The 19,302-nt window shown below is 70.0% G+C and carries 15 protein-coding genes; 7 read left to right on the top strand and 8 right to left on the bottom strand.

What is annotated here, in order from left to right; genetic code table 11:
• Window positions 1–78: 78 nt before the first annotated feature.
• Window positions 79–2,898: a preprotein translocase subunit SecA gene (gene secA, locus ACWGH4_RS13005; RefSeq protein ID WP_441265438.1), complete on the bottom strand. Its 2,820-nt coding sequence runs from the start codon at window positions 2,896–2,898 to the stop codon at window positions 79–81.
• Between the two features lie 239 nt (window positions 2,899–3,137).
• Here secA and ACWGH4_RS13000 point away from each other — a divergent pair, with 239 nt between their 5' ends.
• Both ACWGH4_RS13000 and ACWGH4_RS12995 read left to right on the top strand, forming a co-directional pair.
• Window positions 3,138–3,713: a GNAT family N-acetyltransferase gene (locus tag ACWGH4_RS13000; protein WP_453459399.1), complete on the top strand. Its 576-nt coding sequence runs from the start codon at window positions 3,138–3,140 to the stop codon at window positions 3,711–3,713.
• 124 nt (window positions 3,714–3,837) lie between these two features.
• Complete coding sequence (locus tag ACWGH4_RS12995) at window positions 3,838–4,998, top strand: winged helix-turn-helix domain-containing protein (protein ID WP_453459397.1); 1,161 nt, start codon at window positions 3,838–3,840, stop codon at window positions 4,996–4,998.
• 51 nt (window positions 4,999–5,049) lie between these two features.
• Here ACWGH4_RS12995 and ACWGH4_RS12990 read toward each other — a convergent pair whose 3' ends face one another.
• From ACWGH4_RS12990 to mtnA, 7 genes are all read right to left on the bottom strand, one after another.
• A complete protein-coding gene (locus tag ACWGH4_RS12990; RefSeq protein ID WP_441265435.1) occupies window positions 5,050–5,811 on the bottom strand; it encodes a response regulator in 762 nt (253 codons plus the stop codon).
• 206 nt (window positions 5,812–6,017) lie between these two features.
• Window positions 6,018–6,710, bottom strand: a complete 693-nt coding sequence (hpf, locus tag ACWGH4_RS12985) for a ribosome hibernation-promoting factor, HPF/YfiA family (protein ID WP_159691493.1) — start codon at window positions 6,708–6,710, stop codon at window positions 6,018–6,020.
• Between the two features lie 331 nt (window positions 6,711–7,041).
• On the bottom strand, window positions 7,042–7,767 hold the full coding sequence (locus ACWGH4_RS12980) for a ComF family protein (protein WP_453459392.1): 726 nt from the start codon (window positions 7,765–7,767) through the stop codon (window positions 7,042–7,044).
• Window positions 7,768–7,845: 78 nt separating this feature from the next.
• A complete protein-coding gene (locus ACWGH4_RS12975) occupies window positions 7,846–9,702 on the bottom strand; it encodes an LpqB family beta-propeller domain-containing protein (RefSeq protein WP_441265433.1) in 1,857 nt (618 codons plus the stop codon).
• Entirely contained in the window at window positions 9,692–11,689 is a 1,998-nt protein-coding gene (gene mtrB / locus ACWGH4_RS12970) for an MtrAB system histidine kinase MtrB (protein WP_441265432.1), read from the bottom strand. Before mtrB ends, ACWGH4_RS12975 begins: the two co-directional genes overlap by 11 nt.
• A 1-nt stretch (window position 11,690) precedes the next feature.
• The gene (gene mtrA / locus ACWGH4_RS12965; protein WP_005316841.1) at window positions 11,691–12,380 is read right to left on the bottom strand and encodes a two-component system response regulator MtrA; all 690 of its coding nucleotides are present in this window, start codon (window positions 12,378–12,380) and stop codon (window positions 11,691–11,693) included.
• Between the two features lie 4 nt (window positions 12,381–12,384).
• Window positions 12,385–13,530: an S-methyl-5-thioribose-1-phosphate isomerase gene (gene mtnA / locus ACWGH4_RS12960; RefSeq protein WP_453459387.1), complete on the bottom strand. Its 1,146-nt coding sequence runs from the start codon at window positions 13,528–13,530 to the stop codon at window positions 12,385–12,387.
• 182 nt (window positions 13,531–13,712) lie between these two features.
• Between mtnA and ACWGH4_RS12955 the strand changes: the two genes are divergently transcribed.
• Genes ACWGH4_RS12955 through ACWGH4_RS12935 form a run of 5 tightly spaced genes read left to right on the top strand, consistent with a single transcriptional unit; the run spans window position 13,713 to window position 19,154 of the window.
• Window positions 13,713–14,936 (top strand): glycerophosphoryl diester phosphodiesterase membrane domain-containing protein, encoded by a 1,224-nt coding sequence (locus ACWGH4_RS12955; protein WP_453459384.1) that lies wholly within the window; start codon window positions 13,713–13,715, stop codon window positions 14,934–14,936.
• A gap of 4 nt (window positions 14,937–14,940) precedes the next feature.
• Entirely contained in the window at window positions 14,941–15,630 is a 690-nt protein-coding gene (locus ACWGH4_RS12950) for a DUF4129 domain-containing protein (RefSeq protein ID WP_453459381.1), read from the top strand.
• Window positions 15,627–16,856: a DUF4350 domain-containing protein gene (locus tag ACWGH4_RS12945; protein ID WP_453459378.1), complete on the top strand. Its 1,230-nt coding sequence runs from the start codon at window positions 15,627–15,629 to the stop codon at window positions 16,854–16,856. Before ACWGH4_RS12950 ends, ACWGH4_RS12945 begins: the two co-directional genes overlap by 4 nt.
• Window positions 16,853–17,836, top strand: coding sequence for an AAA family ATPase (locus tag ACWGH4_RS12940; RefSeq protein ID WP_453459375.1), 984 nt, complete (start codon window positions 16,853–16,855; stop codon window positions 17,834–17,836). The genes ACWGH4_RS12945 and ACWGH4_RS12940 overlap by 4 nt, the downstream gene beginning before the upstream one ends.
• Before the next feature lie 7 nt (window positions 17,837–17,843).
• Window positions 17,844–19,154, top strand: a complete 1,311-nt coding sequence (locus ACWGH4_RS12935; RefSeq protein ID WP_453459372.1) for a DUF58 domain-containing protein — start codon at window positions 17,844–17,846, stop codon at window positions 19,152–19,154.
• Window positions 19,155–19,302: the final 148 nt, after the last annotated feature.

Raw genomic sequence — 19,302 nt, 5'->3', positions numbered from 1 at the left:
CCGATCAGCGGCGGAGCCGCGGCCGGGGCCGGACACCCCTCGGTGTCCGGCCCCGGCCGTCGGATGCTGCGTACGCCGTCACTTCTTGCGACGACGTCCCGCCGTCTTCTGCGCCTTGCGGCGCTCCGCCCGCGTCATGCCGTCCGACTCCGACCGCGACTGGCCGTCGCCGTTGTCGAAGTCGCCCTCGATCACGCCGCCCTCGCCGTCCACCGTAGGAGCGGAGAAGTGCAGGCGGTCGGGACGCTGCGGCGTCTCGAGCCCCTTCGCGCGGATCTCGGGACGACCCGCGCCCGCCGGCACCGCGTCCTCCTTGGCCAGCGAGGTCTTCGCCGCCGCCTCCTGCACCGGGACCTCCTCGACCTGCTGCTCGACCTGGACCTCCAGGTTGAACAGGTAGCCGACGGACTCCTCCTTGATGCCCTCCATCATGGCGGTGAACATGTCGAAGCCCTCACGCTGGTACTCGACCAAGGGGTCCTTCTGCGCCATCGCGCGCAGGCCGATGCCCTCCTGGAGGTAGTCCATCTCGTAGAGGTGCTCGCGCCACTTGCGGTCCAGGACCGACAGCACCACGCGCCGCTCGAGCTCACGCATGATGTCCGAGCCGAGCTGCTTCTCACGCTCGTCGTACTGCTGGTGGATGTCGTCCTTGATCGAGTCGGCGATGAACTCGGCGGTGATACCGGCACGGTCGCCGGCCGCCTCCTCCAGCTCCTCGACGGTGATCTTCACCGGGTAGAGCTGCTTGAACGCGCCCCACAGGCGGTCCAGGTCCCACTCCTCGGCGAAGCCCTCGACCGTCTCCGCCTGGATGTAGGCGTCGATGGTGTCGTCCATGAAGTGACGCACCTGCTCGTGCAGGTCCTCGCCCTCCAGGACGCGGCGGCGCTCGCCGTAGATGACCTCGCGCTGCCGGTTGAGCACCTCGTCGTACTTCAGGACGTTCTTACGGGTCTCGAAGTTCTGCTGCTCGACCTGGGACTGCGCGGAGGCGATCGCGCGCGTCACCATCTTGTTCTCGATCGGGACGTCGTCGGGCACGTTCGCCATCGACATCACGCGCTCGACCATTTGTGCCTTGAACAGGCGCATCAGGTCGTCGCCGAGCGAGAGGTAGAAACGGGACTCGCCGGGGTCGCCCTGACGGCCGGAACGACCGCGCAGCTGGTTGTCGATACGGCGGGACTCGTGGCGCTCGGTGCCGAGCACATACAGGCCGCCGAGCTCCTTGACCTCATCGTGCTCGGCCTTCACGGCCGCCTCGGCGCGCTCCAGCGCGGCGGGCAGGGCCGCGGCCCACTCCTCGACGTGCTCGACGGGGTCGAGACCGGCCTGGCGCAGCTCGGCCTCCGCGAGGTCGTCAGGGTTGCCGCCGAGCTTGATGTCGGTACCACGGCCGGCCATGTTCGTGGCGACGGTGACGGCGCCCTTGCGGCCGGCCTGGGCGACGATCGTCGCCTCACGGTCGTGCTGCTTGGCGTTGAGGACCTCGTGCTGGATGCCGCGCTTGCTCAGCTGCTGCGAGAGGTACTCGGACTTCTCGACCGAGGTGGTGCCGACGAGGATCGGCTGGCCCTTCTCGTGCTTCTCCGCGATGTCGTCGACGACGGCGGCGAACTTCGCGACCTCGGTGCGGTAGATCAGGTCGGACTGGTCCTTGCGGACCATCGGCCTGTTCGTCGGGATCGGCACGACACCGAGCTTGTAGATCTGGTGGAACTCGGCGGCCTCGGTCATCGCCGTACCGGTCATACCGGAGAGCTTGTCGTAGAGGCGGAAGAAGTTCTGGAGGGTGATCGTGGCGAGCGTCTGGTTCTCGTCCTTGATGTCCACCCCTTCCTTCGCCTCGATCGCCTGGTGCATGCCCTCGTTGTAGCGGCGGCCGGCGAGGATACGGCCGGTGTGCTCGTCGACGATCATGACTTCGCCGTCGATGACGACGTAGTCCTTGTCCTTCTTGAACAGTTCCTTGGCCTTGATGGCGTTGTTCAGATAACCGACGAGGGGCGTGTTCACCGACTCGTAGAGGTTGTCGATGCCGAGCCAGTCCTCGACCTTGGCGACACCGGACTCGTGGATCGCGACGGTGCGCTTCTTCTCGTCGACCTCGTAGTCGCCGGTCTCCTCGATGCCCTTGAGCTGGTTCCCCGCCTCGCCGCGGGTGAGACGCGTCACGAGCTTGGCGAAGTCGCCGTACCACTTGGTGGCCTGGTCGGCGGGGCCGGAGATGATCAGCGGCGTACGGGCCTCGTCGACGAGGATCGAGTCGACCTCGTCGACCACGGCGAAGTTGTGGCCGCGCTGGACGAGCTCGTCCTTGGACCACGCCATGTTGTCGCGCAGATAGTCGAAGCCGAACTCGTTGTTCGTGCCGTAGGTGATGTCGCAGTTGTACTGCTCACGGCGCTGGGCCGGCGACATGTTGGCGAGGATGCAGCCGACTTCGAGGCCCAGGAACTTGTGGACGCGGCCCATCATCTCGGAGTCGCGCTCGGCGAGGTAGTCGTTCACCGTGATCAGGTGGACGCCCTTGCCGGACAGCGCGTTCAGATAGGTGGGGAGCGTGCCGACGAGGGTCTTGCCCTCACCGGTCTTCATCTCTGCGACATATCCGAGGTGCAGGGCGGCGCCGCCCATGAGCTGGACGTCGTAGTGGCGCTGGCCGAGCACCCGCTTGGCGGCCTCACGCACGGTGGCGAACGCCTCGGGAAGCAGGTCGTCCAGGCTCTCACCGTCTGCGAAACGCTGCTTGTACTCGTCCGTGAGCGCCCGCAACTCGGCGTCGGAGAGGTTGACGAAGTCCTCTTCGATGGAGTTGACCTGGTCCGCGATGCGGTGCAGTTTGCGCAGGATCTTGCCTTCGCCTGCACGCATGAGCTTGTTGAAGACGGACACTGAGGTTGGTCTCCTTGCCGGTCGGGCCTGGCACTGGGTCTGTGGTGGACACTGGCGCGGGCACGGCAGGTAGGCCCCACCGCATCGGCCATCGTAAGCGAGGACCCGGCCGCGTCGGGAGGTCCATGGCCACTGAGCCCTGCTGTCCGCCATCAGGTGAACGCGCGGGAAGCACTGAAGGTGCCGGTCGAGCACGGAAAGTGCTCGCATCGGCGCGCCGTGCTGGCAAGAATCCCGGCATGGAGCCGATCACCCTCACCACCGAACGCCTGCTGCTGCGGACCTTCACCCCCGAGGACACGAAGTCCGTCCACCAGGCCTGCCAGGATCCCGACATCCAGCGGTGGACGACGGTTCCCTCCCCCTACGAGTGGCAACACGCCGCCGAGTTCACCGAGCAGACGGTCCCCGACGGCTGGCGCAACGGCACCATGTGCACCTTCGCCGTGCTGCCACGCGAAGGCGGGCCGCTGATGGGCTCGGTCGCCGTGACCATGCGCACCTTCTCCGGCACGTGGGAGATCGGCTTCTGGGCGGGCAAGGAACACCGGGGCCGGGGCGTCATGGTGGAGAGCGTCACCGCCGTCTCCCACTGGGCCTTCATGAGACTGGGTGCCACCCGTCTGGAATGGCGCGCCGAGGTCGGCAACGCCGCCTCGCGCGCGGTCGCGCAGAAGGCCGGCTTCCGCATGGAGGGGGAGCTGCGCGCGGCACTGCTCAACAAAGACACCCTGCGCGATGTGTGGGTCGGTGGACTGCTTCCGTCCGACCTCGGGCTGGCGAGCAACCACGCCTATCTGCCGGCCCGCCGCTGAGTCCGGGTTCCCGCCCGCGGCGAAGCCGTAGGCGCCGGTTTCCGGGCGGAGCACCGTGATTCCTCGTCGGGGGCCCCTTGCGCAGGGGGCCGGAGTGTCAGTGGCGCCCTCTATCGTGCAGGACATGACGACGCCGCCCCCCACCCTCGAACTCTCGGCCGACGAGGCCCGCCGCATAGCCCTGCGCGCCCAGGGGTTCCTGGGCGCTCCCGACAGGCGGGGCGGGGTGCGAGGCGTCCTGCGTCATCTCGGCGCCGTGCAGCTGGACACGATCTCGGTGCTGGCCCGCTCGCACGAGCTGATCCCGTACGCGCGGCTGGGCGCCGTCGGCCGCAAGGTGGTCGAGGACGCCTACTGGACGGGCGGCCACAGCTTCGAGTACTGGTCGCACGCGGCGTGCATCCTGCCCGTCGAGGAGTGGCCCCACTTCGCCTTCAGGCGGCGCGCCTACCGCGCCCGCCCGCAGTGGTACCACGAGCTCCCCGACGGCGCGTACGACGCCGTGATCAAGCAGCTGCGGGCGGAGGGCCCGCTGACCGCGACCGGCCTGGGCGGCGCGAACAACGGCGGGGAGTGGTGGGACTGGTCCGCCTCCAAGGTCGCCGTCGAACGCGCTCTGATGTACGGCGAGGTCGTGTGCACGGAGCGGCGCAGCTGGAAGCGCGTGTACGACCTCGCGGAGCGGGCGATCCCCGACGACCTGCTGCACGACGACCTGGACGACACCGAGTGCCTGCGCCGTCTCGTGCGGCTGGCGGGTGAGTCGCTGGGCGTCGGCACCCGCGCGGACATCGCGGACTACCACCGCCTCAAGGGCGAGCAGTTCGACGCCGTCGTCGCCGACTCGGGGCTGGTGCCTGTCCAGGTGCAGGGCTGGGCCAAGCCCGCCTGGGCGGATCCAGCGGCGCTCGCCTCCACGCCGCGCGGCCGGCACCGCACGACCCTGCTCTCGCCGTTCGACTCGCTGATCTGGGAGCGCGCGCGGACCCAGCGCATCTTCGGCTTCACCCACCGACTGGAGGCCTACGTCCCCAAGCAGAAGCGGGTGCACGGCTATTTCGCGATGCCGCTGCTCGCCGGCGGGAAGCTGCTGGGCCGCGTAGACCCGGCCCGCGAGGGCAGGACGCTGGTGGCCCGCCAGGTCTCGCTGGACACTCCCAAGGCCGTGGCTCCGATGGCGCAGGCCCTGCGTGAGGCGGCGGAGTGGGTGGGCTGCGACTCCGTCCGCGTCGAGCGGGTCGACCGCCCCGAGCTCATGGCGGACCTGGTCAAGGCCCTGAACTGACATCGCGGACCGGTCGGCCCGCCCGTACCGGCCGGATCCCGGGAGCCTCGGCTACCGGATCTCGAGGATCTTCTCCCGCATCGCGTAGACCACGGCCTCCATCCTGGAGTGCAGCTGAAGCTTCTCCAGGATGTTCCGCACATGGTTCTTGACGGTGTTCTCCGAGATGAACAACTCCTTGGCGATGTCCCGGTTGTTCATGCCCGTCGCCACGAGCTTGAGCACCTCCAGCTCCCGGTCGGTGAGCCGTGGCGCGGGCACCAGCCTGCGCTCGTCAGTGCGCTGGATCATCGACTTGAACTCGGTGAGCAGCTTCGACGCCATGGAGGGGCTGATCTGTGACTGCCCGTCCGCAACCGCTCGGATGGCGGTCGCGACCTCGTCCGTGGAGATCTCCTTGAGGAGATAGCCGGTGGCCCCGGCCTTGATCGCGTCGTAGAGGTCGGCCTCCTCGTCGCTGATCGTCAACATGATGATCTTCGCACTGGGGGCCACCTCCTTGATGGAGGTGCACGCCTCGATGCCGCCCCGCTTCGGCATCCGCACGTCCATCAGCACGATGTCCGGCAGCAGGTCGGCCGCCTTGTCCACGGCCTCCGCCCCGTCGCCCGCCTCACCGACGACCTCGATGCCCTCCTCGTGAGCGAGGACGATCTCCAGTCCCCGTCGGAACAGCGCGTGGTCGTCGACGACGAGGACCCGGATGGGCTCCTTGCCCCCGCCGCCCTCCTCCTCGCTGTGCCGTTCACCGTCCGAGTGCGTTTCACCGGGGTGGCCCGTGCTGCCATGCACCGGACCGAAAGTGTCCGCCATCGTTCCTCCCCCTGAGGCCGTGGCCCGAAGATCATGTGTGGTCCGCCAACGTCAGTGCGGGGCGCACCGGTTGGCTTACGACGTCATGCTTTCATGCCCGGGCGACAATGCGGTGATCCTGTTGTCGCACGAGGGTGCCCCTGGGGCGCACGAGGCGCTCCAGGGGCACCGGGATTCTTCGTCGACAGGGCTACGGGATTTCGGCGTCAGCCGCCGAGCGCACCTCCGGCGCCGCCTGCCTCGGACCCGGCCAAGGGGTCCGTCTCCAGGTGAATGACGCCGTAGTCGTAGGCGTGTCGCCGGTAGACGACACTGGGCTGCTTCGTCTCGGAGTCGACGAAGAGATAGAAGTCGTGCCCGACCAGCTCCATTTCGTAGAGCGCCTGGTCGAGCGTCATCGGTGCTGCTGTGTGCAGCTTCTCGCGGACCACGAGCGGTCCTTCACCCTGCACCTCGATCGAGCCGATCTTGGTGGTGGGAACGGACTCGGTCGCCTCCTGGGCGAGGGGCCGGCCGTTGGTGGCGCTCAACTCTGCGACGCCGGGGACGACATCGACCACCTCGGCTGCGGACAGGCGGCCGGCGCCACGCCGGTTGTGACGCTTCTCGTGCTGCTTACGAAGGCGCGCCTCCAGCTTGCCGGTCGCGAGGTCCAGCGCTGCGTACGGGTCGGCGGCCGCGGCCTCGGCCCGGATCACCGGGCCCCGCGAGCGGAGTGTGATCTCCACGCGGTCGGAACGGTCGGCCTGCCGCGGGTTGTGCTCCTTGGACACCTCGACGTCGAGGCTGATCACCTTGCCGTCGAGCTTCTGGATCTTCTCCAGCTTCAGCTTCTCGGCCACGTGCTTGCGGAACCGCTCGGGCACCTCGGTCTTGCGGCCCTTGACGACGATGTCCACGCAGAACTCCGTTCCCGGATTCGCTCCGCCCGCTCACCGGCTGCGGAGCATCTCCCTCTTGCACCAGGCTCCGGTGATCTCCGGAGCCTCGGACTTGGCGACTTTCACCTCCTCCTCCCCAGTCGGCAAGATCTCCACTCACCCAATTTTCGAGCGTCGCCGCCGCGTTTTCCCGGCCGGGAAAACCGGCAGCCATTCGGTGAGGTGTGCTTGTCGCCATTCCTCACACCGAACATAGCTCTCTGGGACGGGTGTCGGCACCCGCTACTCGGAGGTACCTCCGATCAGGGGTTTTTGCCCTGTCACTAGCAGCAACGATGCGGGTTCTCATTCAGTTCCGGTCTATGTCGAAGGACATCGGTGGAACAGCGACGACCGCCGCCCGGGCCGGCACCGCGGCACCCGGATCCGACCCCCTTGTGGCACTCAGTGCCCGCGCCGCCTCGACGAGCGTCGCCCCGGTCGTCATGAGATCGTCCACGATCACCGCCCTGCCGCCCGCCAGGAGCCGCGCACCACCGGCCCGCACCTCCAGGGCCCCGGCCACATTCGCGAGCCTCTCGCGGGCCGTGAGGCCCGCCTGGTCGGCCATCCGGCGCCGCTGCCGCAGAACCGGAAGGACCCGCGCGGCCCGGCCCGTACGCCGCAGCTCGGCCGCCGCCGCAAGGGCGATCCGCCGTGCCGCGTCATGACCACGCGCCCGGACGGCGCCCGGCGCGGACGGCACGGGCACCAGCAGCACGGGCCCGCCCGAAACGTTCGCGTATCCCATGGTCGCCCGCACGGACTCGGCCAGTGCCGCCCCGAGCGGCCCGGCCAGCCCGAGCGCGCCCCGCTCCTTGTGCGCCAGGATCACGGCGCGGACCGAGTCGGTGTAGGCCGCCGCGGCGTGCACCACGGGGAGCCCCGCCGGCTCCGGCACCGGTCTGGCCCTGCGTGCCGCCTGCCCGTGCAGCGCCTGCCCGCACCCCTCGCACAGCTGCGTACGGGGCGTGCCGCAGCCGCCGCAGACCGCAGGGATCACCAGACCGGAGATTTCGCGCCACCACGCCCGCATGAGGACCACTGTGGCAGGGCGGCGGACAGTCCGGCCGGCCCTGTGGACAACACTGCCGAGCGGCCCGCCGTCGCGCCTCTAGCCCGGGTAGACCGGCGCGGTGCCCTCCTTGACCAGCGTCTGCCAGTTGGCGCCGGCGGGCAGGCGCACGATGCCGTCCTCCTGCGAGTAGGCGACGAGCGGCTGGCTCTCGTCGTCCGACGCGGCGACCGACTTCACCTGGTTGAGGCCCGGCAGGATCCCCTTGGGGACGGTCGAGCCGTCCGTCTGGATGTACCGCACCTGCTGAACGCCGCCGGCCTCCTTGCCGACCACGACAAGCCTGCTCGGCCCGGCCCACGACACCGCCGTGACGGCCTCCATCTGCGGTGCGGCGGGCCGCAGTTCGGTGACGGTCACCACGGGATCGTCGCTGTCGCCGTGCCGTTCCACGCGCCCGATCTTCAGGGTCGTACTGCCGCCCTCGGTCAGCAGCAGCGCGATCCGCGCACCGTCCGCGGACACCTTCACCGCCTGGATGCGCGCTCCGTCCAGCCCCGGAACGATCTTGACCTCCTCGGGGGCGTCCGCGTCGTTCGGCAGGCGTTTGAGTGCCGGCGCGTCCGGATCCCGGTCGGCCACCCACAGATCCCCGCGCCCGTCCCAGCTGGGCGCCGTCAGACGGTTGTCGGGCCCCTTGCCGGCGCTGGTGATCACCGGATCGCCCAGCTTGCTGTCGGAGACGATCGACGCCACGTACAGCCGGCTGAAGTCGGCGGCGACGGCCGCGGCCTTGTGTTCGTCCCTCGCCACACCGACCGCGTCCACCGCGAGGCGGCCGTCACCGAAGGGGCCTGCCACGTTCTGCGGTTCTCCGGCCTCCGCCGCCCCCGCCGCCAACAGGGCCAGGCGGCGCTTGCTGTCGACGAAGTACTGGTTGTCCGGGCGGCCGGAGGAATGGTCCGGCGCGTAGCCCTCGGCCTGGCCGGCACTCATCACACACAGCTGCGATCCGTTGGCGCGCAGCAGTTCGACCTGCTCGAGCCTCGCCGCCGACAGGTCCTTGATGGTGAACATGATCTGCGCCGCCATCTTCATGCACTGCGTGCGCCCCACGTTCGACGCCTTGTCGTCCAGAGGCACCTTCAGGCCGTTGCGGTCGTCGAAGGACAGCGACGTGGCACCGTCCTTGAGCTTCATCGCCGTACCGGTCGGGAACCGCGACTCGACAACCGGCTTCAGCCAGTTCGTGGGCCCTTCCAGCAGTGCCTTGACCGCCTGGGTCACCGGGTCCATCCGGGTCACCGGATCCTGCCGCTGCCTGATGTAGACCGGGTCGGCGACCACGACGTCGCGTCCGGAGGCGAAGTAGTACTTGTTGACCGAGCGGTAGTTGCGCTCGAAGTCGGAGGCGCCCAGCAGCAGCCCGGCGGGCAGGCTGTCGATGCGCCACTGCTTGCCGTCGGGGCCCGCCTTCTGCGACAGGTGGATGGTCCGGCGGTACTCGCTCGGCGTGACGGGCTGATAGGCGTGCTGCGCGTCGACGGTGGCGATGTGCCGTCCGAGCAGCGGGTAACTCATCCCGGGGTTGTCCCGGCGGCCCGGGATCGGCACGCCGGGGTCGGGGGCCGACGCCAGCACCGTCGTGCTCGCCTCCGGCTGCCACTTCTCCGACGCCTCTGGTGTCAGGTACGAGCGTGCCGTGTCGAAGTTGGTGTCGTCACTGGTCATCGCCTCGAGGAAGCCCGTGACGATCTCGTCGGGGGTCGCGTCCTTCCTCGGCGGCACCGCGTACACCCGCACCTGCGAGTCGGCCCGCTGAGACGCCTTGACGGCGTGGACGTCGCCGGTGTCCGGCATCGACGCGCAGCCGGCCAGCAGCACTCCGCTGCAGCCGAGCAGCGCCGCTGCGCGCCGCACACCCGCCTGCCCGTGACGACGGGTGTCAGCGCCCACGAGTCGTGTCCTCCCGCTCCGATGAAGCCCTCGCCGCGGGAAGGTCCCCCCGCTCTCCTGCCTGTCGTGCCACCACCCGTGAGCCGTTGCCCGGCAGCGCCGTCGGGTCGACCTCGGGGGGCGCGCTGCGCGGCGGCAGCGGCGACAGGTCCGACGCCGTCTGAGCGGGCACGGACGTCATCCGGTGCCCGTTCCCCTCAGATTTCCCCGACGATGCGGCACGCTCCCGGTTCTGCCGCGAGTCCTCCGGCTCCAGCGGTATCGGTGAGCCGCGCAGCGGCTCGTCCGCCGTGCGAGGCAGGGTCAGGCGGAACTGCGAGCCGCCGCCCGGCTCGCCCCACGCCTGCAGCCAGCCACCGTGCAGCCTGGCGTCCTCGACGGCGATCGACAGGCCGAGGCCGGTGCCGCCCGTGGTCCGTGCACGCGCCGGATCGGCACGCCAGAACCTGTTGAACACGCGCGTCGCCTCACCGGGCTTGAGACCCACGCCGTAGTCCCGCACCGCGACCGCGACGGCGCCGCCCGCAACGGCCATACGGACCACGACGTCCTTGCCGTCACCGTGCTCGACGGCGTTGACCACGAGATTGCGCAGCACTCGCTCGACCCGCCGGGCATCTGCCTCGGCGACGACGGGCTGCTCGTCACCTACGACCCGTACACGGCTGCCCTTGCGTTCCGCCAGCGGCTCGGCGCCGCCGATCACCCGCCGTACGACCTCGCGCAGATCTATCGGCTCCGCCTCGAGCGCGGCGGCGCCCGCGTCGAACCTGCTGATCTCCAGCAGGTCGGAGAGCAGCGACTCGAAGCGGTCGAGCTGGTCGCCGAGGAGTTCGGCGGAACGCGCCGTCACCGGGTCGAAGTCGCTGCGCGCCTCGTGGATGACATCGGCGGCCATCCGCACCGTCGTCAACGGCGTACGCAGCTCGTGCGAAACGTCCGAGACGAAGCGGCGCTGCATCCTGGAGAGCTCCTCGAGCTGCTGAATCTTCAGCTGAAGGTTCTGCGCCATCTTGTTGAACGCCTCGCCGAGCCTCGCGATGTCGTCCTCGCCGGTGACCTTCATCCGCTCCTGGAGCCGGCCCGCCGCGAGACGCTCCGCGATCCCGGCCGCCATCCGTACGGGGGTGACGATCTGGCGCACCACCAACCAGGCGATGGCGCCGAGCAGCACGACGACGAAGAGTCCCGCCGTGGCGAGGGTGCCTCTGACCAGGTTCAGCGACTGCTCCTCCTGCGCCAGGGGGAACAGGTAGTACAGCTCGTAGGGATTGCCCTCGATGTCGTTCAGCTGTGTGCCCACCACGAGCCCGGGCTCAGGATCGACCACGTTGTCCGTGTAACGGATGCTGAGGTACGTCTCGAACGTCCCCCCGCCCTGCCGCACGGCGTCCCGCAGCTCCTGCGGGATGCTCGCCGGGTCCACGCCACCCGAGGTGCGCGGCGCACGGCTGGTGCCCGCGCCCTGGGCGTCGGCGCTGAGCGCGACCACGTTGAAAGCGCCCTGGCCGCCGCTGGAGAGCTGCACCACGAGATCGGAACGCCATGTACGGGCGTTCCCGTCCGCGCCGTTGTCGCCCTGTCCGCCACCGGGGCCGATCGGCGCGTTCGCCTTTTCCCTGGCGACGGCGAAACCGCCGGCCGCCTGACTCTGCGCCGCCTGGCCCTTGGCGTCGAGCAGACCGTTGCGCACCTGCCCGATGACGACGAAGCCGAGCAGCACCACCACGCCCAGTGACATCAGGAGCGTGCTCACGACGACGCGGAGCTGGATGTTCCGGCGCCACAGCCTCACGGCGGGGAGCAGCGGACGGCGCACCCAGCGCATGACGAGCCGGGGCACCGGCCCACCGGGGGCGCTTTCCTGGAGCAGCCGTCCGCCATGGAGCAGACGGCCGAATCGCGAGGGCCCACGCCCCGGTCCGGCAGCCCGCCCCGTACGGACCCCCGGCTCGCCGGGCTTCGGAGCAACGCTGCCATTGGACATGTCAGCTCGGCCCGGCTTTGTAACCGACACCACGGACGGTCACCACGATCTCCGGCCGCTCCGGATCCTTCTCGACCTTGGAGCGCAGCCGCTGCACATGCACGTTCACCAGCCGGGTGTCGGCGGCGTGGCGGTAACCCCACACCTGCTCCAGCAGCACCTCTCGGGTGAACACCTGCCAGGGCTTGCGCGCCAGTGCGACCAGCAGGTCGAACTCCAGCGGGGTCAGCGCTATCGACTGCCCGTCCCGCTTCACGGAGTGACCGGCGACGTCGATGACCAGGTCCCCGATCGTCAGCTGCTCCGGCGCGGGCTCCTCCGACCTCCGCAGCCGGGCCCGGATCCGGGCGACCAGCTCCTTCGGCTTGAACGGCTTGACGATGTAGTCGTCGGCCCCGGACTCGAGCCCGACCACGACATCGACGGTGTCGCTCTTGGCAGTGAGCATCACGATCGGAACACCCGACTCGGCCCGGATCAGCCTGCACACCTCGATGCCGTCCCTTCCGGGCAGCATGAGGTCGAGCAGCACCAGATCCGGCTTGGCCTCCCTGAAAGCGGCAAGTGCCTTGTCACCGTCCGCTACGAACGACGGCTCGAAACCTTCACCACGCAGCACAATGCCGAGCATCTCGGCCAGTGCGGTGTCGTCGTCGACGACAAGGACTCGTCCCTTCATAAACGACATCATCCCATTAGCTAATCGTTACCTGGCGTGACCTGGCACACAGCTCCGCTACGCCGCCCACGGTGACCGGCGACAACACCCCCTCCTCGGTGACGATCGCCGTCACCAGATCCGGCGGCGTGACATCGAATGCGGGGTTGTACGCCTGGGTTCCCAGGGGGGCCACTGTCTGCCCGCCGCTTCCGGCGCCGGCCACTGCGGACTGCGGGGATGTTACCTCCGTCACCTCGTGCCCAGGCCGCTGCTCCACCTCAATCGCCGCGCCGTCCGCTGTCGCCAGGTCGATCGTCGTCGTGGGGGCGACCACGACGAACGGCACATGGTGGTACTTGGCGAGCACGGCCAGCGGATAGCTCCCGACCTTGTTCGCCACCGAGCCGTCCGCGGCGATCCGGTCCGCCCCGATCAGCACGGCGTCCACCTCTCCGGCCGAGAACAGGGAGCCCGCGGCGTTGTCCGTCAGCAGCGTGTAGGGCAGTCCGTTGCGCGCCGCCTCGTAGGCGGTGAGCCGGGAGCCCTGCAGCAGCGGCCGCGTCTCGTCCACCCACAACCGCTGGAGCCGGCCCGCCCGGTGCGCCGAGAGCGCGACGGCGAACGCCGTTCCCTCACCGCCTGACACCAGTGCCCCGGTGTTGCAGTGCGTCAGGATCCGGTGACCCCCGCCCGGCAGTAGCTCATCGAGCAGCGCCAGACCGTGCGCGGCCATCAGCCGGCTGGCCTCTTCGTCACTGCGGTGCAGTTCCTCGGCCGCCGCGAGCGCCGCGCGGGCCGCCTCTTCGCCATCGGCCCCACGCTCGACGGCGGTCCGGTACGCGGACGCCGCCAGCCGCACCCCGTACCCGAGGTTCACGGCGGTGGGCCGCGCCGTCTCCAGCAGCTCCGCGGCCTCGTCCACGTCGAAGCCCCGCAGCGCCGCGAGGGCCACGCCGTACGCACCGGCGATGCCGAGGAGCGGCGCCCCGCGCACGGCGAGGCTACGGATCGCCCGCACCAGGACAGAAACGTCGGTGCAGACCAGCTCGACCTCTTCGGCGGGGAGCCGGGTCTGGTCGAGAAGTACCAGCACGGGCCCTTCGGGTGGCTCGTCCCAGCGCAGCACGGGAAGCTTCGACGGCTCGGCACCCACCGGGTTTTGTACGTACTGATCAGCCATCCGCCCAGTCTGCCCGGTGCCGCTCCGACAATGAAGGTACGAAGGTGACCCGGGCCCCGGTCCGCGGACAGCCAGCGCGTGGCACGATGGCAGCCAACCGGCCGCCCGGACAGGCGGAAGGACACTGTGAACGCGCCGGCTCGACGGGCCGGCCCCGTGAACGATCCATGAGGTGGACGACCGTGAACGACACTCCGGGTTGGGCATCGCCCGGATCGGCTCCTTCCGAAGGCCAGAACGGCCCCGGCGTGCCGCAGCCCGCGCCGCCCGCGGACGGAAGCGGTCCTGCCTCGAAGTGGTCCAAGGAGCAGCCCCCTCCCGGACAGTGGTCCGCGCCGACCGGCCCCGGCCGGGTCCCTGGCCCGCCCCCACCGCACTGGGGCGGCGGCAGGCACCACGGCGGCGGCTGGGGCGGGCCCCCCGCCGCGGCCAAGCCGGGAGTCATCCCGCTCCGGCCCCTCGGCGTCGGGGAGATCCTCGACGGCGCGGTGTCGACGCTGCGTGCGCACTGGCGCACGGTCCTGAGCGTGACGATCACCGTCTCCGTCATCTCCCAGATCTGCAGCATCCTCGTGGAGCGTTACCTGCTCCCGGCGCCTCCCGAGCTCGATCCCAATGCGACGCCCGAGGAGGCACTGGAGCAGTCCGTCGAGTCGCTGCAGGCGAGTCTGGTGGCCCTCGGCCCCGCCCTGTTGATCACCTTGATCGGCACCCTGCTCACCACCGCACTGCTCACCGTGGTGATCAGCCGCTCTGTGCTCGGCCGCCCGATCACCCTCGCAGAGGCCTGGCGCGAGGCCCGGCCGCGACTCCCGCACCTTCTGGGGCTCACGCTGCTGCTGCCGCTGGGCAGCGCCGCGATCACGACGGTCGGCGTACTGCCGGGAATGCTCATCGGCGGCGCGGGCGTGCTCCTCTCCGTGGTCGGCGGTCTCGCCGCCATCACCGTCATCATCTGGCTGATGGTCCGCTTCGCCCTGGCCTCCCCCGCTCTCGTGCTGGAACGTCAAGGCGTCATCACTTCGCTGCGCCGCTCCGCCAAGCTCGTCCAAGGTGCCTGGTGGCGCATCTTCGGAATCACACTGCTGACCCTGCTGCTGGTCTTCGTCGTGAGCATGGTCATCGCCATCCCGTTCACGATCATCGGCTTCGCGGTGGACGGCGCCGGATTCGGTGATCTGTTCACCGGGACCGGCCCCGACTTCGGCTGGCCCTTCCTGATCATCACGGGCATCGGATCCGTGATCGCCTCGTCGATCACCTACCCGATCTCCGCAGGGGTGACGGTGCTCCTCTACGTCGACCAGCGCATCCGCCGCGAAGCGCTCGACCTCGAACTCGCGCGTGCAGCCGGCGTCTCCGGCTACGGGTCGGCACCTCCCGGTGACCGCTCCACCGGGGGCTGATGCGGTGTTGGGCACGGGGGGCGCGACGGCCGCACTGCTGGCCGGCGCGAACGACGACGTACCGGTGGACACTCCGCGCGATCCCGCCCGCGAGGCGGCGGAGCGAGAGCTGTCCAGGCAGATGTACCACGAGAACGACCCGAACCTTCTCGAGCGCGCCCTCGAGCGCTTCTGGGAGTGGGTCGACAGTCTCTTCGGCGCCGCATCGAGCGGCACACCCGGCGGCTTGATCGGCCTGGTCGCCGTCATCCTCGTCGTCGTCGCCCTCGCGGCCGCCCTGTGGTGGCGGCTCGGTAAGCCCCAGCGCCCGGTCCGTACGTCGTCGGACTCCCTCTTCGAGGACGGCCCGCGCAGCGCTTCCGCGCACCGCACCGCGGCGGACAAACACGCCGCCGCCGAACGGTGGAACCAGGCGGTGCAGGAGCGCATGCGCGCCATCGTCCGCTCGTTGGAGGAACGCACGCTCCTCGACGCCAGGCCGGGCCGTACCGCCGACGAGGCCGCCGCGGAAGCGGGGCGTCCACTCCCCCACCACGCCGACGAACTACGCGCCGCGGCCCGTGTCTTCGACGACGTCACGTACGGCGGTCGCACCGCCGACCGGCAGGCGTACGAACGGCTTCGAGACCTGGACCTCGCCCTGGAGAGCACCAAGCCCCTGCCGGTCACCGCCGCCGAGGGAGCCGCCGAATGACCGGCCTCACGGGCAGCACCACGTCCATGTCGCCCTCCACCCGCCAGGTCTGGAACCGGGTCCGGGGCCTGCTCCTCGTGCTCCTCCTTCTCGTCGTGGCTGGCATCGCCATGGCGGCACTGCGCTCGGGCGATCACCACGGCCGTCTCGACCCACGCTCCGTGGACCAGAACGGCAGCCGTGCTGTCGCCGAACTCCTCAAGGACCGGGGAGTCTCGACCAGGGTCGTAACCACCCTGGAGGACGCCACCGCCGCGGCCGGCGCCGACACCACCGTCCTCGTCACCGAGCCCGACATGCTGACGGCCACTCAGCAACAGGTCTTCCGGTCCGCGACCGTCTCCGCCGGCGGACGAACAGTGCTGATCGCCCCCGGCTTCTCCTCCGCCGGCACACTCGCGCCGGACGTCGACATCAAATCCCGGACCGAGGTGTCCGAGCGCAGCCCCCGGTGCGACCTCCCCGCCGCCCGCCGCGCGGGCACCGCCGACCTCGGCGGTGTGCGCTACTCGGCGGAGGCGTCGCCCGGCGCCGACAGTTGCTACCCGAGCGACGGCCTTCCCTCCCTGGTGCGGCTCGACGCGCCGAACGACGGCGACATCGTCCTCCTGGGCGCTCCGGACATCCTCTACAACGATCGTCTCGACAAGCACGGCAATGCCTCCCTCGCCCTGCAACTACTCGGGTCCCGTCCCGAACTGATCTGGTACATCCCTTCTCTCGACGACCCTTCCGCAGCGAGCCCCGCCGACGGAGACGGCGACGACCAGGGCACCGGCGAAACGGACGGCGAGGACACGTTCTTCAATCTGATCCCCGGCGGCTGGCTTTGGGGCACGCTGCAACTCCTCGTGGCGGCCGTCCTGGCGGCCGTCTGGCGTGCCCGCCGGCTCGGCCCTCTGGTGACCGAGCAACTGCCGGTCGCCATCCGCGCGTCGGAGACCACCGAGGGCCGCGCCCGCCTCTACCGCAAGGTGAACGGGCGCGACCGCGCAGCCGCCTCGCTCCGTTCCGCCACCAGAGCCCGCCTTGCCCCGCTTCTCGGTGTCTCCGCCGCCGACACCCACTCGCCCGAAGCCCTGCTTCCCGCGGTCTCCGCGCACCTCCCTCAGGGTGAGCACGACCTCCGTGAACTGCTCTTCGGCGCGCCACCGGCCGACGACACCGCACTCGTCCGACTCGCAGACCAACTCGACGCCCTCGAAAGAGAGGTACGCACCTCATGAGCGCCCCGACCCCCGAGACAGCCGAGAGCTCGGACCGCGCCCGCGCCTCCCTGGAGGCCCTGCGCACCGAGATCGCCAAGGCCGTGGTCGGCCAGGACCCCGCTGTCACCGGACTCGTCGTGGCTCTGCTCTGCCGCGGTCACGTCCTTCTCGAGGGAGTGCCGGGCGTCGCCAAGACCCTCCTGGTGCGTGCCCTGGCTGCGTCGCTCGAGCTCGAAACGAAGCGCGTCCAGTTCACCCCCGACCTGATGCCGAGCGACGTCACCGGGTCTCTTGTCTACGACAGCCACACGTCCGAGTTCTCGTTCCAGCCCGGGCCGGTCTTCACGAACCTCCTTCTCGCCGACGAGATCAACCGCACGCCGCCCAAGACCCAGTCGTCGCTCCTCGAAGCGATGGAGGAGCGACAGGTGACGGTCGACGGCACGCCTCGCCCGCTCCCCGATCCCTTCCTCGTCGCCGCGACGCAGAACCCCGTCGAATACGAGGGCACCTACCCCCTCCCGGAAGCCCAGCTGGACCGCTTCCTCCTCAAACTGACGGTCCCCCTTCCCTCCCGCGAGGACGAGATCAATGTCCTGACCCGGCACGCGGAGGGCTTCAATCCCCGCGACCTCGAAGCGGCGGGGGTGCGTCCCGTCGCCGGCCCTGCGGAACTGGAAGCGGCCCGTGTCGCCGTGGCCAAGACCTCCGTCTCCGCCGAGATCGCCGCTTACGTCGTCGATATCTGCCGTGCCACCCGTGAATCCCCCTCACTCACTCTGGGCGCCTCCCCCCGAGGCGCAACCGCGCTGCTGTCCACCGCCCGCGCCTGGGCCTGGCTCACCGGGCGCGACTACGTCATCCCGGACGATGTGAAGGCCCTCGCCCTGCCCACCCTTCGGCACCGGATCCAGCTCCGGCCCGAGGCGGAGATGGAGGGAGTCACCGCCGACTCCGTCATCACCGCGATCCTCGCCCACGTCCCCGTACCGCGCTGAGGCACCGATGGCCCTCACCGGACGAACCGCACTCCTGGCCGCGCTCGGCTCACTCCCCGTAGGCATCCTCGCTCCGAGCTGGACCGGGATGCTCGCTGTCAACGCGCCCCTCACACTCGCAATCCTGTGCGACTACGCCCTCGCCGCGCCAGTGCGAACGCTCCGGTTCACCCGAAGTGGTGATACATCCGTTCGACTCGGTGACGCCGCGAAGGTCGACCTGATGGTCACCAACCCGTCGGGGCGGCGTCTGCGGGCCGATCTTCGCGATGCCTGGCCGCCGAGCAGTTGGCTACCAGGGGCGGAGCAGTCCGCCTCACGTCACAAGGTGACCGTCCCGGCCGGCGAGCGCCGCCGCCTCACCACGGTCCTGCAACCCACCCGACGTGGCGACCGCCGACCGGACCGCATCACGGTCCGCTCTTACGGGCCGCTGGGCCTGGCAGCCCGGCAGGGCAATCACAAGGTCCCTTGGACGGTCCGCGTCCTCCCGCCGTTCACGAGCCGCAAGCATCTGCCGTCCCGCCTGGCGCGACTGCGCGAACTCGACGGCCGCACCAGTGTGCTGATCCGGGGCCAGGGAACGGAGTTCGACAGTCTTCGCGACTACGTGCCCGGGGACGACACCCGCTCCATCGACTGGCGGGCCACCGCGCGTCGGACCACCGTTGCCGTGCGCACATGGCGCCCGGAACGGGACCGGCACATCCTCATCGTTCTCGACACGGGACGCACCTCGGCGGGACGTGTCGGGGATGTCCCGCGCCTGGACGCCGCGATGGACGCCGCGCTCCTGCTGGGCGCGCTGGCGTCACGCGCCGGTGACCGGGTCGGACTGCTGGCGTACGACCGCCGCATCCGCGCCCAGGTCGTCGGACGGTCCGCAGGCGACGTTCTTCCGGCCATGGTCAACGCGTTCGCTCCCCTGGAGCCGGAACTCGTCGAGACGGACGCCCGCGGCCTCAGCGCTGCTGCGCTGACGAACGCTCCCCGCCGGTCCCTCATCGTCCTTCTGACGAGCCTCGACGCCGCTCCAGTCGAGGAGGGCCTGCTGCCCGTCCTCCCACAGCTCACACAGCGCCACACCGTCCTGGTGGCCTCTGTGGCGGATCCTCACCTCGAACGCATGAAGGCGACACGCGGCTCTGTCGACGGCATCTACGACGCCGCGGCAGCGACCCAGGCGCAGTCCCAGCGGAACCGGGCGGCGGAACAGTTGCAGCGCCACGGGGTCACCGTTGTGGACGCGACACCGGAGAAGATCGCACCCGCCCTCGCCGATGCCTATCTCGCTCTCAAAGCAGCCGGTCGCCTCTGAGCCGTATTCCGTCAGATGCGGCCGGCTCGCCCCGGGCCCGGCGAACAGCCATGACGTACGGGAATTGCCCCTGAACGCAGGAAAGCCCCGCACCAGAGGTGCGGGGCTTTCCCACAATGATTGTTCGGCGGCGTCCTACTCTCCCACA

This window comes from Streptomyces sp. NPDC054847 (assembly GCF_053610925.1).
Note: the sequence above shows the minus strand (reverse complement) of the source record. Positions and strands in the feature narration are given on the sequence as shown.

Excerpts from the sequence above, each read along its gene's own strand:
- ACWGH4_RS12995 (WP_453459397.1), top strand. The coding sequence starts at position 3,838 with ATGACGACGCCGCCCCCCACCCTCGAACTCTCGGCCGACGAGGCCCGC.
- mtrB (WP_441265432.1), bottom strand. The coding sequence starts at position 11,689 with ATGTCCAATGGCAGCGTTGCTCCGAAGCCCGGCGAGCCGGGGGTCCGT.
- mtnA (WP_453459387.1), bottom strand. The coding sequence starts at position 13,530 with ATGGCTGATCAGTACGTACAAAACCCGGTGGGTGCCGAGCCGTCGAAG.
- ACWGH4_RS12945 (WP_453459378.1), top strand. The coding sequence starts at position 15,627 with ATGACCGGCCTCACGGGCAGCACCACGTCCATGTCGCCCTCCACCCGC.
- ACWGH4_RS13000 (WP_453459399.1), top strand. The coding sequence starts at position 3,138 with ATGGAGCCGATCACCCTCACCACCGAACGCCTGCTGCTGCGGACCTTC.
- ACWGH4_RS12940 (WP_453459375.1), top strand. The coding sequence starts at position 16,853 with ATGAGCGCCCCGACCCCCGAGACAGCCGAGAGCTCGGACCGCGCCCGC.
- ACWGH4_RS12990 (WP_441265435.1), bottom strand. The coding sequence starts at position 5,811 with ATGGCGGACACTTTCGGTCCGGTGCATGGCAGCACGGGCCACCCCGGT.
- ACWGH4_RS12980 (WP_453459392.1), bottom strand. The coding sequence starts at position 7,767 with ATGCGGGCGTGGTGGCGCGAAATCTCCGGTCTGGTGATCCCTGCGGTC.
- mtrA (WP_005316841.1), bottom strand. The coding sequence starts at position 12,380 with ATGATGTCGTTTATGAAGGGACGAGTCCTTGTCGTCGACGACGACACC.
- ACWGH4_RS12935 (WP_453459372.1), top strand. The coding sequence starts at position 17,844 with ATGGCCCTCACCGGACGAACCGCACTCCTGGCCGCGCTCGGCTCACTC.